The organism is Ensifer sp. R1-3, assembly GCF_056739175.1.
Genome location: NZ_CP096515.1, coordinates 1,789,946 through 1,802,551, shown reverse-complemented (window position 1 = coordinate 1,802,551; position 12,606 = coordinate 1,789,946). Strand labels below are relative to the sequence as shown.

The following is a 12,606-nucleotide window of genomic DNA, read 5'->3' as shown; positions in this document are numbered from 1 at the left end:
CGTCGCTCGGGAGGGCGACAGAATGGACGCCATGACATTTTTTGATGTACCCATTCACCCTCATGCTGCTTTTTCCGGCTAGAGCGGAAGTGCGTGAAGAAAAGAAGGAGGCACCGATGGCCGTCGATACATCCCCACGATCCACCACCTGGACCTTTGTCGACGGCGAGTGGCTTGCCGGCAACCCGCCGCTGATCGGCCCGACATCCCATGCGATGTGGCTCGGTTCGACCGTATTCGACGGCGCCCGCTGGTTCGACGGCATCGCGCCGGATCTCGACCTCCATTGCCAGCGCGTCAACCGCTCCGCCGAGGCTCTGGGTCTCAAGCCGACGATGTCGGCCGAGGAGATCGAGGGATTGGCCTGGGAAGGCGTGAAGAAGTTCGACGGCAAGACGGCGATCTATGTGAAGCCCATGTATTGGGGCGAGCACGGATCCTGGAGCGTCGTTGCGGTGGATCCTGAATCGACACGCTTCGCGCTTTGCCTTTTCGAGGCGCCGATGGGCAACGGCCATGCCGGCTCGTCGCTGACGCTCTCTCCCTTCCGCCGGCCGACGCTGGAATGCATGCCGACCGATGCCAAGGCCGGCTGCCTCTATCCCAACAACGCCCGCATCCTCAACGAGGCACGTTCGCGCGGTTTCGACAATGCACTGGTGCGCGACATGCTCGGCAACATCGCGGAGACCGGCTCCTCGAATATCTTCATGGTGAAGGACGGCGTGGTCTTCACGCCGGCCGCCAACAGGACCTTCCTCGCCGGCATCACCCGCTCGCGCGTGATGGGGCTTCTCAGCCAGGCAGGCTTCGAAGTGATCGAAACCAGCTTGACCATGGCCGATTTCGAGGGGGCCGACGAAATCTTCACCTCGGGTAATTATTCCAAGGTGCTGCCCGTCACCCGCCTCGAGCAGCGCGAATTGCAGGCCGGTCCGGTCACGGCGAAGGCGCGCGATCTCTATATGGACTGGGCGCACGCGACCGAAAGGGAGTGATCTGCTCCCAGGCTAGATCACGATGTTTATAGGTCGGGTCGACCTATAAACATGAACGTGATCGATTCCAATAGGTTAGAGCGGGATGCGGGCGGAAAACCGCACACACTTTTCCTCATCCCGCTCTAGCCAGCCGCTCTTCGAAGGCTACGGTTCAAGCGGACGGACGACCACATCGGCGGACGAGCGCGTGTTCGGTCCGTGATGGACGGCTTCGACATTGTTGCCGTCCGGGTCGAGGAGAAACGCGGCATAATAGCCCGGATGGTAGCTTCGCTCTCCGGGCGGTCCATTGTCGGTGCCGCCATTGGCCAGTCCGGCGTCGTAGAACCGCTGCACCGCATCGGGGCCTGAGGCCTGGAAGGCGAGGTGGACGCGGGTGCGGTAATCCTCTGCCGCGTCGACGAAGAACTCGTCGAACGCAAAGAACTCGTCGGTCTCGTAGGTCGGCTGGTGGCCAAGCGCGCCGAGCACCGCCTGATAGAACCGCTTGCTCGCCCTAAGGTCCGCGACGCGAAGATGCACGTGATCGATGAGCCGTCCCTGGTGGAATTCCATCGTTTTCTCCTGTGGCACGGTTGGGCATCATGCTCTCGATAACGTAAGATAGGACCGCAAGGCGGCGCGTCGAGACGCTTGCGCGCGCAGGCGGAAGTCACGAAAGCAATGAAAGTATTTTGCGTTGGTTAGCGAAATTTTGGCGCTGCATCGGTTGCCTCCCTGCGAGGCGGTGCCTATGTTCCGCTGACAGATTTCCCCGACGAAATCCATGCCAAGAGGAGATGCCACAATGGCTTTCGAATTGCCGAACCTTCCCTATGACTACGATGCGCTTGCGCCCTACATGTCGCGCGAAACGCTCGAATACCATCACGACAAGCACCACCTCGCTTACGTGACGAACGGCAACAAGCTCGCCGAGGAAGCCGGTCTTTCCGATCTTTCGCTGGAAGATATCGTCAAGAAGTCCTACGGCACCAATCAGCCGTTGTTCAACAATGCCGGCCAGCACTACAACCACGTTCACTTCTGGAAGTGGATGAAGAAGGGCGGCGGCGGCACCAGCCTGCCCGGCAAGCTCGACGCGGCGATCAAATCGGACCTCGGCGGCTACGACAAGTTCCGCGCCGATTTCATTGCTGCCGGCGCAGGTCAGTTCGGCTCGGGCTGGGCCTGGCTTTCCGTGAAGAACGGCAAGCTGGAAATCTCCAAGACCCCGAACGGCGAGAACCCGCTCGTCCACGGCGCAACCCCGATCCTCGGCGTCGATGTGTGGGAGCATTCCTATTACATCGACTATCGCAACGCGCGTCCGAAATACCTGGAAGCCTTCGTCGACAATCTCATCAACTGGGATTACGTCCTCGAGCTGTACGAAGCGGCTGCAAAGTAAGCGCTGCTTCTACCAGCGGAAATCGGCCCGGCGCTTGCGCCGGGCCTTTTCGTTGGGGCTCCGGCTTACCCGTCCGCCGCCTCGAGCGGCCGAACCGCATTTGTCTGCCATCCCGCAATCCACATCTGCCTCAGCCGGTTGCCTTCGCCGCGGAAATAGGCGTCGGCGGGTTCGCAGTGTTCAACGCGGTCAGCGCGGAAATTGCGGATATCCTGCCGCAATTCGCACCACGCGACCATCATCGCGTGTTCGGAATAATAGATCAGCGCAAGCGGGAGTACCGTGCGCTCGGTCGCGCGCCCAAGCTCGTCGCGATAGTCCAGCACCAGCTTCTGCTCGTCACGGATCGCCCGCCGGATCATGGCCAAGTCGGCCGCCGGCGGCGGCGAGGCGATCGTGCCCCAGGCGTGCAGCGCCTGTGACTGGAAGACCTTGCGCAGCGGTTCCGGCACGGCGCCGGTGATCTTCTGATTGACGCGCCGTGCCGCCGCCTTCAGTTCCTCGTCGCCGGTGCGTGCAAGAAGCGCAAGCGCAAGCACGATCGCCTCCGTCTCCTCGATCGAGAACATCAGCGGCGGCAGGTCAAAGCCGGGCCTCAGGATATAGCCGATGCCACGCTCGCCCTCGATCGGCACGCGCATCGCCTGCAGGGCGGCGATGTCCCGGTAGATCGAACGGGGCGTCACCTCCAGCGCGTCGGCGATTTCCGCCGCCGTCACCGGTTTACGGGCGAGCCGCAGCATCTGGATGATTTCGAAAAGACGCGACGCCTTGCGCATGAAGCGCCCTCTATCTGCTCACTCCTGACACGACCTTGTCAGTTGGAGAAAGATATAACACGCGCCAACGGGTTGAAACTAAACAATCCGCCCTTGAGATATCACGGAAGAGCAACTGACATGACCTATGCGGAAAACCTCTGGCTCTTTTTCACCCTTCTCTTCGGCATCATCATCGTTCCCGGCATGGACATGGTTTTCGTCCTCGCGAATGCGATGACCGGCGGGCGCGCTTCCGGGCTTTCGGCAACGGCCGGTATCGTGGCAGGCGGCGTGCTGCACACGCTCTATGCGGCCCTTGGCGTCAGCGTCGTCCTGCATCTGGTGCCCCAGCTCTTCAACCTGCTGCTCGCTGCCGGCGCGGCCTATATCGCCTGGATCGGTTTTTCGCTCCTGCGCAGTTCCATCACCATCAGCGGTGTCGAAGGAGGAGCACGGCTGTCGCGTTGGGCGAGTTTTCGCCAGGGTGCACTGACGAGCCTTATGAATCCCAAGGCCTATCTCTTCATGCTTGCCGTCTACCCGCAGTTCCTCAAGCCGCAGTTCGGTCCGGTGTGGTCCCAGGCGGCCGTCATGGCCGTGATGATCGCGCTGACGCAGCTTGCGGTCTATGGCGGGCTTGCACTTGCCGCCGGGCGCGGGCGTGATTTCCTCGTGGGCAGCCCCGGTGCCACGGTCACCATCGGCCGGCTCGCCGGTCTCCTCCTCGTCGTCATCGCCATCTTCACGGTATGGCATGGCTGGAGCGGGGCTGCTTGAGACGCGGTCGATCAAGTAGAAAGATGAGTTCTATATTCATATATTTGAACTTTTGAAGACGTCGCCGCGCGGCCAGGTATCTGCGCGGCGAATTGTGCTGAATCGGCAAGCACATCAAAAAAAAGTTACTTCCGTAGAAAACCCAAAATGCCATCATGCCGGCGCTTCAACACTACGCCCCGGAAGCGGGTCAGACCGGAGAACATGATGAAGATACGAGCTCTTATGCTTGCCGCAGCCCTGGCGGGCCTGGGCGTGACCGCCGTGACGGCGGCCGACGAGCCGCAGGCGGTGCGTCAGCAATTGATGAAAAAGGTGGGAAAGGCGACGGGCGAACTCAGCGGCATCGCCAAGGGTGAAAAGCCCTATGACGCCGAGATCGTCAAAGCATCCCTGGCGACGATCAGCGAGACGGTGAAGGTTTTCCCGGATCACTTCCCGGCCGGCTCTGAAACGGGAATGGAAACCGAAGCGAGCCCGAAAATCTGGGAGAACATGGAGGACTTCAAGGAAAAGGCCGCCAAGCTCGGCGGTGACGCTGAAAAGATCCTTGCCCAACTGCCCGCAGATCAGGCCGGTGTCGGCGCCGCACTCGGCATTCTCGGAAAAGACTGCAGCAGCTGTCACGAGACCTACCGCCTGAAGAAGAATTGACGATCAGACGGTTCTTCTAACCCGTTTTGAAGAGCGCCGGTTCGCCGGCGCGATCTCTCCGCAAGCAGGTCGAAAAGCCCACCGGCCGTTGTCATCCGCATTCGTGATCTCAAGAGGAGCCCATGGGCCGGCGTGCGAGGTATCTGCTTTCTGGTCTGGTCCTGGTGGTGGCGGGAGCGAGTCTCGCCTGGTGGTTGACCAAGCCGGATCGTTGGGACGCCGCCCATTGGGAGGGGCTCGGCGAGCCCGATCTCGCCAATGGCGAACAGATCTTCTGGGCAGGCGGCTGTGTCAGCTGCCACTCCGCTCCGGGCGCCAAGGACGACCAGAGGCTCGCCCTTACCGGCGGCCGTACCCTGAAGAGCCCCTTCGGCACGTTTTATCCGCCCAACATCTCCCCCGATGAAACCGTCGGCATCGGCAATTGGACGCTTGCGGAGTTCGGCGACGCCATGACGCGCGGCGTCGGAAAGGACGGCGAGCATCTCTATCCCTCCTTCCCCTACGGCTCCTATACCCGGATGACCGCCAAGGACGTGAACGACCTTTGGGGCTTCATGCAGACGCTGCCGAAGAGCAGCAACGCGACACCTCCGCACGATCTGGCGTTCCCCTATAATGTCCGCCTGGCGCTCGGAGCATGGAAGCTGCTGTATCTGAGCGATGAGCCGCGTACTCAGGTCAATACCGCCGACACCAAGCTCGCCCGCGGGCAATACCTCGTGGAGGGTCCTGGTCATTGCGGCGAATGTCACACGCCGCGCGATGCGCTTGGCGGTTTCGAGGAGGGCCGGTGGCTCGCCGGCGCACCCAATCCTGAAGGCGAAGGCCGAATCCCCGACATCACGCCGTCTTCGAAAAGTATCGGGGACTGGAGTGCATCCGACATCGCCTCCTATCTCGAAACCGGCTTCACGCCGGATTTCGACACGGTCGGCGGCTCGATGGTCGAGGTCCAGAAGAACATGGCGGAGCTGCCGGCCTCCGACCGCGATGCGATCGCGGCCTACCTCAAGGCGTTGCCGGCGCTGTAACCGGAGCGACCGCGGCCCCCTTACCCGAGTTTCTGCAGGTAGCGCATGCCGGTTACCGGGCGCGGCACGAAGCGCTCGGACTCGTAGAAACGGTGCGCCTGGAAGTTTCCGGTGGCGGCACTGACCGAGAGGTAGTCGCAGCCCGCCATTTTCGCCTGCTCGCGAGCCTTGGCCACGAGGTGGCGCCCGATGCCGGTGCCGCGGTGACCGGGGCGGACGAAGAGGTGGTGCATTTCCATGCCGCGGGCACCTTCGGCCGCCCGGTACTGCGGGACGAGAATGGCATAGCCGATCAACGCGCCGCCGGCTTCTGCGACCAGTGCCGTGATCCAGGGTGTGCGTCCGAAGAGATCCCGCTCGAGCTGTTCGGGGGTGATCGTTGCGGCATCGCCGTGATGGGCGGCAAGCTCGGCGACCATCTCGCGCAATTCGGCGAGATCACGTGGCTTGGCGCAACGGATCGTCACCATCGGCGCACGCGCCGACGGAACGGGCTGAAGGGTAGGGGTGACGGTCTGCAGCATTCTCGGCTCCTGATGGTTCTCTGCCGCCATCAGGTGCCGTGAAAAACAAAAGCCGCCTGATGGCGGCCTTGTTGAATATGATCAGCAGGCCGCTCCTATCGGAACAGCCAAAAATATACGCTGGAAATGGGCGCGTTCTTGATCATGCGCGTAGATTGTCCAAATTCCGGAATTTGTCAACGAGGAATTTCAATGCTCGTTTCCGCACAGCGAGTGGTCGGCGAGCGCGCGGATCACATAGCAATCGCCGATCGTGTGGTCGCCATGGCAGGCGACGATGCGCTCGAGCTCATGCTCCAGCCTTCTGAGCTGGGCGATCTTTTCCCGCACGGAGGCAAGATGCTCGGTGGCGATGCGGTCCGCCTCGCCGCAGGGGCGTTCCGGATGCTCGCTCAGTGCCAGAAGGTCCCGGATCGCCTCTATCGAAAGTCCGAGGTCGCGTGCGTGGCGGATGAAAGCGAGCGTTTCGAGCTCACGCTTTTCATAGCGGCGCTGATTGCCCTCCGAGCGCTCCGGTGCCGCGAGCAGACCCATCTGCTCGTAATAGCGGATGGTCGGGATTTTTACGCCCGTCCGCCGGGAAAGATCGCCGATCGTATACATGCGCCCCATTTCTCCAACATTGAAACTATGCACTTCCGGACGGAAAACCGTCACAGCACTTCTCAAATACTCTAGTCTCTAGAGCTTTATATGGGCAGGATCCGCCGTCGATCAAGCTTGGAAAACGGCATCCGGGGTTCGTTCCCGTATCGAAGAGCGCACCTTCGGGCACAAGCCCGCCGCAATCGCCCTTTAGCGATTCGACCGTCGGAATCGATAGGAATAATATTCCAAATCAATAATTTAGCTATGTCTCGGCGCTTGAGCCGCACAGACGGAGGAAGACATGCCTTTGCACATAACCCGCCGAGCAATGCTGGCCACGTCGGCCATGCTCTATCCGGCATTCGTCCTGGGAACGCCCGCGCTTGCGTCCGGCGCGGCGGAGGATGACGTGACCGAGCGGCTTCGCCAGCTTGAAGAGCGTACCGGCGGACGCCTCGGCGTCGCCGTGCTCGACACCGAGACCAACATCTCGTTTGGGCACCGGGAGGCCGAGCGTTTCGCCATGTGTTCGACCTTCAAGGCGCTTGCGGCGGCTTGCGCGCTTGCCCGCGTCGATCGCGGGGAGGAAAAGCTCGACCGGCGGATCACCTTCGGCAAGGAGGTCCTGCTGCCTCACTCGCCGGTGACGGAAAAGCATGTGGGCGGCAACGGCATGACGGTCGCGGAACTCTGCGAGGCGGCGATCACCATCAGCGACAATGCCGCCGGCAACCTGCTGCTCGAAAGCTTCGGGGGCCCCGACGGCCTGACGTCTTGGCTGCGCTCGATCGGCGACGAGACCACGCGCCTCGACCGGACGGAGCCCGACCTGAACGAAGCCAGGAAGGGCGATCCGCGCGACACCACCACACCGGGCGCCATGCTCGACACGCTCGGAAAACTGGTCCTGGGACCAGTCCTTTCGCAAGAAGGACGCAAGCAGCTCATCGATTGGCTGGTCGCGAACAAGACCGGTGATGCGCGGCTGCGGGCGGGCCTGCCCCAGGACTGGCGGATCGGAGACAAGACGGGAACGAGTATGACCGGTGCGGTTTCAGACATCGCCGTCGCCTGGCCCGAGGGCCGTGGCCCGATCCTGATCTGCGTCTATACCGGCGAGGCCAAGGCGCCGCTCGATGATCTGAACCCGGTCTTCGCCGATATCGGCAGAATCGTCGCCGACATGGCCTGAAGGCTGCGGGCGCGCTCATGCGAGCGCGCCCGTCATTCCGGTTCGTGCGTCAGGGCAGCGTATAGGCGATGACATAGTCGCCCGGCTTGGTGCCGACCGAACCGTGTCCGCCCGCGACGATCAGGACATACTGCTTCTCGCCGACCGTATAGGTCATCGGCGTCGACTGGCCGCCGGCCGGAAGCCGCGCTTCCCAGAGCTGTTCGCCCGTGGTCAGGTCGTAAGCCCGGAAATAATCGTCAACCGCGGCACCCAGGAAAGCGAGCCCGCCCTTGGTTATCATGGGTCCGCCGATGCCCGGCACGCCCAGCTTGAAGGGCAGCGGCAGCGGCGTCATGTCGTAGACCGTGCCGTTCTTGTGCTTGTAGGCGATCTTGCCGGTCCTGAGATCGGCGCCTGCGACATAGCCCCATGGCGGGGCCTGGCAGGGAATCCCGAGCGGGCCGAGGAACGGACCCATAAAGACCCCGTAAGGTGCGCCTTCATTGCGGTTGAGGCCCTGTTCGCTACCCTTTTCGCCTTCGCCCTTCGGGGCGATCTGGTCGCGCGGAACGAGCCGCGAGGTGAAGGCGAGATAGGTCGGCATCCCGAACATCACCTGGCGCTCCGGATCCACGGCGACGGAGCCCCAGTTGAAAGTCCCGAAATTGCCGGGATAGACGATCGTCCCCTCGAGGGAAGGCGGCGTGTAGCGTCCCTCGTATTTCAGCGTTCTGAATTCGATGCGGCATGCAAGCTGATCGAACATGCTGATCCCCCACATGTCGCGCTCCATGAGCGGCGGGGGCATGAAGGTGAGACCTGAGACGGGCTGGGTGGGGGCCGTGAAATCCTCGGGGATCGCACCGCCGGGAGCGGGTACTTCCTCGATCGGGATGATCGGCTCCCCGCTTCGCCGGTCGAGCACATAGATGTCGCCCTGCTTGGTAGGCCCGACGAGTGCCGGCACGACGGTTCCGTCCTCTCTCGTGATGTCGAGAAGGGCAGGTTGGGCGGGTACGTCCATATCCCAGAGATCGTGATGCACCGTCTGCCGTACCCAGCGTACCGCGCCCGTATTGATGTCCAGGGCGACGATGGAGGAGGAGTATTTCTCCACATGCTCGCTGCGGCCCATGCCGAGCTGGTCGGGCACCTGGTTGCCCATGGGGATGTAGACGAGGCCGAGCCCTTCGTCATAGCTGAAGACGGACCAGCTGTTTGGCGAATTGGTGGTGTAGGTTTGACCCGGAGGGAGGGGCGCCGTTACGTCCGGATTCCCGCTGTCCCAATTCCAGATGAGTGCGCCGGTGTTGATGTTGAAAGCGCGGATCACGCCGGACTGTTCCGTGGTGGAATAGTTGTCGTTGACCGCCCCGCCGATGATGAGCCTGTCGCCGACGGCGACGGGCGGCGAGGTCGAATAGTAGTAGCCGGCGGGGTTGTGCTTCATGCCCTGTTCGAGATGCAGGACGCCGTTGTCGGCGAAGCTGGTGCAGACCTCGCCATTCGTCGCGTCGAGCGCGATCAGGCGGGCGTCCGATGTCGGCAGATAGACGCGCTCGGCGCAGGGGCTGCCGGGCGCTGCGGCCGGATCGGCCCAATAGGTGACGCCGCGGCAGGTCTGATGCTGGCGATCCGGGTTCATGCCGGAATTGGAATCGTATTTCCACTTCTCCTGACCGGTGGCTGCGTCGAGCGCGATCGCCCAGTTGTGCGGCGTGCAGACATAGAGCGTGTCCTTCACCTTCAGCGGCGTCACCTGATAAGTGGTTTCGCTGACGTCTTCGGGCAGCTTCACGTCTCCGGTCTGGTATTGCCACGCCACCTGCAGGTTGGCGACGTTTTCCGGACGGATCTGGTCGAGCGGGGAGTAACGTTGACCGAAGGGCGTGCGACCATATTGGTGCCATTCGCCCGGCGGTACGTTGCCCCCGAGGTTCGCGTTCGCCGCGACTTCGCCGGGCAGATCGCCGCGAATGTCATGGGGGTCCTGCGTCATCGAATAGAGGGCGACACCGACCGAGAGGAGGCTCACCAGTGCAAGCGGCCAGGCGCTTGCCCCATATTGCTCGCCGGTGGGGCTGACGAAGCCGAGGGGTCGCCGGATCCATGGGGTTAGCAGCCACAGCCCGAGCAGGATGATCACGCCGCCCCGAGGCCCGAGTTGCCACCAATCGAAGCCCACCTCCCAGATCGCCCATGCGAGCGACCCGAGAACGACCAGCGCATAGACCCAAAGCGCGGCGGCGCGGCGGCGAAAGAGCAAAAACGCGGTGAGCAGAAAGCCCAAGCCGGCGATGAGATAATACGGGCTGCCGCCGAGCAGCAGGAGCCGCGTGCCGCCCCCACCGAGGGCGAGGCCGATCACGGCGAAGACGACGGCGGTCAGGACGATGACCATCAATTCGAGCTCCCGAGGTTGAGAACGTGCCGCGGCACGACTGGTCGTGGACGGTTTTGTGAAACTAACGCAAAACGCGTGCCTTTCAATAGCCGCAATCCGGTGAAGAGCCCCTCACCCTGACCCTCTCCCCGCGGGGCGGGGAGAGGGGACGTGCCCCTACGAAACGCCGATGATAATGGTGGCCGAGGTGCTTGCCTCGGGCACCTTCCCCCCGCTTGCGGCTACGGCATGCACATATCTCTTGCGCGCCGGTGCGGCGGATACTGCTCATGAAGGAGATCCCTCGGGAACCCAACCGCCTCAACCCCGCTCGGTCGGGGTTGGTTGCCCCTCAACCGGCTGCCGCCACCTTCTCCCCGCAGGCGGGGAGAAGGGATATGCCGCGCCCACTCGCTCCCTCGGGCGGGCGGTGAATGCGGGGTTCAGTCGGCGCCGCTTGTCCCTTCTCCCCGCCTGCGGGGAGAAGGTGCCGGCAGGCGGATGAGGGGCGGGTGACCGCTAATGCCAATGTTAGCGCATACGGGTTTGATCCCAAGGACCCATCCGCAAGCCTCGCCACTGCTGGAAATACAGATGCCGCCACTCCGGAGTAAATCCGCGAAGGGCTGGACAACAAGAGATATGTGCATGCCGTAGCGCTTGCGGGGAGAAGGTGCCGGCAGGCGGATGAGGGGCAGGTCATTCGCAACGCTTTGGAAAACAAATATTCACGTGCCGCAAAAGGTCTGCAGCACTTCCTCGCCGGGCTCAGGTGGCCTGGCATAAGCGGCATGGCCCGGCTGGTCCTCGTAGGGCCGCGACGTCACGTCGAGGAGCGCCTCGAAGAGCGAGAAATCCGCGTCTTCGGTTGCCGCAGCGATCGCCTGTTCCACCCGGTGGTTGCGCGGAATGAAGGCGGGATTGACGGAGCGCATCGCGGCAGCGCGTTCGGTTGCCGGCTGCGGCTCGCGTTCGAGCCGTCGGCGCCAATGCTCGAGCCAGGGTGAGAGCGCCTGCGGTTCTTCGAAGAGGCTTGCAAGCTCCGTATCCGCGGTTGCGTTTTCCGCGGATGCCGCCAGCCGGCGGAAGGTGAGGGTGAAATCCGCTTTTCCGTTCTGCATGAGCGTCAGCAGCGACTGCACGAGATCGAGATCCTCGTCTTCATCCGTGAGCAGGCCGATCTTGCGCCGCATGCCGTCGAGCCAGTGCTTCTGGAAGATCGTTCCGTATTCGCCAAGAGCGTCGTTGGCGAGGTTCACGGCCGTGTCGGCTACGGGATCGAACAGCGTCACCAGCGTCTCGGCCAGGCGGGCGAGATTCCACTGACCGATAGCCGGCTGGTTGGCATAAGCGTAGCGGCCGAACTGATCGATCGAGCTGAACACGGTTTTCGGATCGTAATCGTCCATGAAGGCACAGGGGCCGAAATCGATGGTTTCGCCTGAAATCGTCATATTGTCGGTATTCATCACCCCATGGATGAAGCCGACATGCAGCCAGCGCGCGATCAGTGCAGCCTGGCGCGCCGCGACTGCCTTGAGGAGCGCGAGATAGGGTTTCTCATCCGTCTTCAGCTCCGGATAATGTCGGCCGATCACATAATCCGCGAGCGTCCTTATCGACTCCATGTCGCCGCGTGCCGCGAAGAACTGGAACGTGCCGACACGAATGTGGCTTGCCGCGACCCGGGTGAATACGGCACCTGGCAGGATCTGTTCGCGGTAGACGGGCTGTCCCGTGACCGTGGCAGCCAGCGCACGGGTCGTCGGCACGCCGAGCGCATGCATCGCCTCGCTGACGATATATTCGCGCAGGACGGGCCCAAGCGCCGCCCGACCGTCGCCGCGGCGGGAGTAGGGCGTCTGGCCGGCTCCCTTGAGCTGGATGTCGCGTCGTCGCCCGCCGGCGTCGGTCACCTCTCCGAGCAGGATGGCCCGTCCGTCGCCGAGCTGCGGCACGAAGGTGCCGAACTGGTGGCCGGCATAGGCCATGGCGAGCGGTTCGGCCCCTTCGGGGACGAGATTGCCCGAAAAGATCGCCGCGCCGTCGCGTTCGAGCGCTTCGGCGTCGAGCCCAAGCTCTCCGGCAAGCGGGCGGTTGAGCTTGATCAGCCACGGTTCCGCGACCGGTGTCGGCTGCACAGGGGCATAGAAATTGGCCGGCAGCCGGGCGTAGCTGTTGTCGAAGCGGAATGCGGTCATCTTTGAAATTGGCTGCGTTGGAACGGAACTCATCACGATACAGCGGCACGCCGGAAGTCGGCCGCCCTTTCGCAGCAAGTCTACACGAGCCCAGCCCTTTTCGCGAGGTTTCGGCCCCG

At 62.9% G+C, this 12,606-nt stretch carries 12 protein-coding genes; 6 read left to right on the top strand and 6 right to left on the bottom strand.

Translation table 11 applies throughout. From position 1 onward, the window contains the following. Positions 1-116 precede the first annotated feature (116 nt). On the top strand, positions 117-998 hold the full coding sequence (locus tag M1D43_RS08725) for a branched-chain amino acid aminotransferase (RefSeq protein WP_028010155.1): 882 nt from the start codon (positions 117-119) through the stop codon (positions 996-998). Positions 999-1,145: 147 nt separating this feature from the next. Here the strand turns inward: M1D43_RS08725 and M1D43_RS08720 are convergent, their stop codons facing one another. Continuing rightward, positions 1,146-1,556 carry a VOC family protein gene (locus tag M1D43_RS08720; protein ID WP_003537244.1) on the bottom strand — a complete coding sequence of 137 codons (411 nt, stop codon included), beginning with the start codon at positions 1,554-1,556 and terminating at the stop codon, positions 1,146-1,148. Between the two features lie 232 nt (positions 1,557-1,788). Between M1D43_RS08720 and M1D43_RS08715 the strand changes: the two genes are divergently transcribed. After that, complete coding sequence (locus M1D43_RS08715) at positions 1,789-2,391, top strand: superoxide dismutase (RefSeq protein WP_003537242.1); 603 nt, start codon at positions 1,789-1,791, stop codon at positions 2,389-2,391. A gap of 65 nt (positions 2,392-2,456) precedes the next feature. On the opposite strand, the gene M1D43_RS08710 is transcribed toward M1D43_RS08715, so the two are convergent. Continuing rightward, complete coding sequence (locus M1D43_RS08710; RefSeq protein WP_003537240.1) at positions 2,457-3,170, bottom strand: helix-turn-helix transcriptional regulator; 714 nt, start codon at positions 3,168-3,170, stop codon at positions 2,457-2,459. Between the two features lie 120 nt (positions 3,171-3,290). Here M1D43_RS08710 and M1D43_RS08705 point away from each other — a divergent pair, with 120 nt between their 5' ends. The 3 genes from M1D43_RS08705 (at position 3,291) to M1D43_RS08695 (ending at position 5,617) form a co-directional block, all read left to right on the top strand. After that, complete coding sequence (locus M1D43_RS08705) at positions 3,291-3,929, top strand: LysE family translocator (RefSeq protein WP_003537238.1); 639 nt, start codon at positions 3,291-3,293, stop codon at positions 3,927-3,929. A gap of 207 nt (positions 3,930-4,136) precedes the next feature. Further along, on the top strand, positions 4,137-4,583 hold the full coding sequence (locus M1D43_RS08700) for a c-type cytochrome (protein ID WP_018094515.1): 447 nt from the start codon (positions 4,137-4,139) through the stop codon (positions 4,581-4,583). Between the two features lie 122 nt (positions 4,584-4,705). Further along, positions 4,706-5,617 (top strand): c-type cytochrome, encoded by a 912-nt coding sequence (locus M1D43_RS08695; protein WP_153314695.1) that lies wholly within the window; start codon positions 4,706-4,708, stop codon positions 5,615-5,617. A 20-nt stretch (positions 5,618-5,637) separates the two neighbouring features. Here M1D43_RS08695 and M1D43_RS08690 read toward each other — a convergent pair whose 3' ends face one another. Together M1D43_RS08690 and M1D43_RS08685 are read right to left on the bottom strand one after the other, a co-directional pair. Continuing rightward, positions 5,638-6,141: a GNAT family N-acetyltransferase gene (locus M1D43_RS08690; RefSeq protein WP_003537587.1), complete on the bottom strand. Its 504-nt coding sequence runs from the start codon at positions 6,139-6,141 to the stop codon at positions 5,638-5,640. A gap of 189 nt (positions 6,142-6,330) precedes the next feature. After that, positions 6,331-6,744, bottom strand: a complete 414-nt coding sequence (locus tag M1D43_RS08685) for a MerR family transcriptional regulator (protein WP_003537590.1) — start codon at positions 6,742-6,744, stop codon at positions 6,331-6,333. 286 nt (positions 6,745-7,030) lie between these two features. Between M1D43_RS08685 and bla the strand changes: the two genes are divergently transcribed. Then, positions 7,031-7,921 carry a class A beta-lactamase gene (gene bla, locus M1D43_RS08680; RefSeq protein WP_153314693.1) on the top strand — a complete coding sequence of 297 codons (891 nt, stop codon included), beginning with the start codon at positions 7,031-7,033 and terminating at the stop codon, positions 7,919-7,921. A 49-nt stretch (positions 7,922-7,970) separates the two neighbouring features. On the opposite strand, the gene M1D43_RS08675 is transcribed toward bla, so the two are convergent. Both M1D43_RS08675 and M1D43_RS08670 read right to left on the bottom strand, forming a co-directional pair. Next, positions 7,971-10,304, bottom strand: coding sequence for a glucose/quinate/shikimate family membrane-bound PQQ-dependent dehydrogenase (locus M1D43_RS08675; protein ID WP_013844130.1), 2,334 nt, complete (start codon positions 10,302-10,304; stop codon positions 7,971-7,973). Between the two features lie 710 nt (positions 10,305-11,014). Then, the gene (locus M1D43_RS08670; RefSeq protein ID WP_192923486.1) at positions 11,015-12,487 is read right to left on the bottom strand and encodes a protein adenylyltransferase SelO; all 1,473 of its coding nucleotides are present in this window, start codon (positions 12,485-12,487) and stop codon (positions 11,015-11,017) included. Positions 12,488-12,606: the final 119 nt, after the last annotated feature.

Excerpts from the sequence above, each read along its gene's own strand:
- M1D43_RS08725 (WP_028010155.1), top strand. The coding sequence starts at position 117 with ATGGCCGTCGATACATCCCCACGATCCACCACCTGGACCTTTGTCGAC.
- M1D43_RS08720 (WP_003537244.1), bottom strand. The coding sequence starts at position 1,556 with ATGGAATTCCACCAGGGACGGCTCATCGATCACGTGCATCTTCGCGTC.
- M1D43_RS08715 (WP_003537242.1), top strand. The coding sequence starts at position 1,789 with ATGGCTTTCGAATTGCCGAACCTTCCCTATGACTACGATGCGCTTGCG.
- M1D43_RS08710 (WP_003537240.1), bottom strand. The coding sequence starts at position 3,170 with ATGCGCAAGGCGTCGCGTCTTTTCGAAATCATCCAGATGCTGCGGCTC.
- M1D43_RS08705 (WP_003537238.1), top strand. The coding sequence starts at position 3,291 with ATGACCTATGCGGAAAACCTCTGGCTCTTTTTCACCCTTCTCTTCGGC.
- M1D43_RS08700 (WP_018094515.1), top strand. The coding sequence starts at position 4,137 with ATGAAGATACGAGCTCTTATGCTTGCCGCAGCCCTGGCGGGCCTGGGC.
- M1D43_RS08695 (WP_153314695.1), top strand. The coding sequence starts at position 4,706 with ATGGGCCGGCGTGCGAGGTATCTGCTTTCTGGTCTGGTCCTGGTGGTG.
- M1D43_RS08690 (WP_003537587.1), bottom strand. The coding sequence starts at position 6,141 with ATGCTGCAGACCGTCACCCCTACCCTTCAGCCCGTTCCGTCGGCGCGT.
- M1D43_RS08685 (WP_003537590.1), bottom strand. The coding sequence starts at position 6,744 with ATGTATACGATCGGCGATCTTTCCCGGCGGACGGGCGTAAAAATCCCG.
- bla (WP_153314693.1), top strand. The coding sequence starts at position 7,031 with ATGCCTTTGCACATAACCCGCCGAGCAATGCTGGCCACGTCGGCCATG.
- M1D43_RS08675 (WP_013844130.1), bottom strand. The coding sequence starts at position 10,304 with ATGGTCATCGTCCTGACCGCCGTCGTCTTCGCCGTGATCGGCCTCGCC.
- M1D43_RS08670 (WP_192923486.1), bottom strand. The coding sequence starts at position 12,487 with ATGACCGCATTCCGCTTCGACAACAGCTACGCCCGGCTGCCGGCCAAT.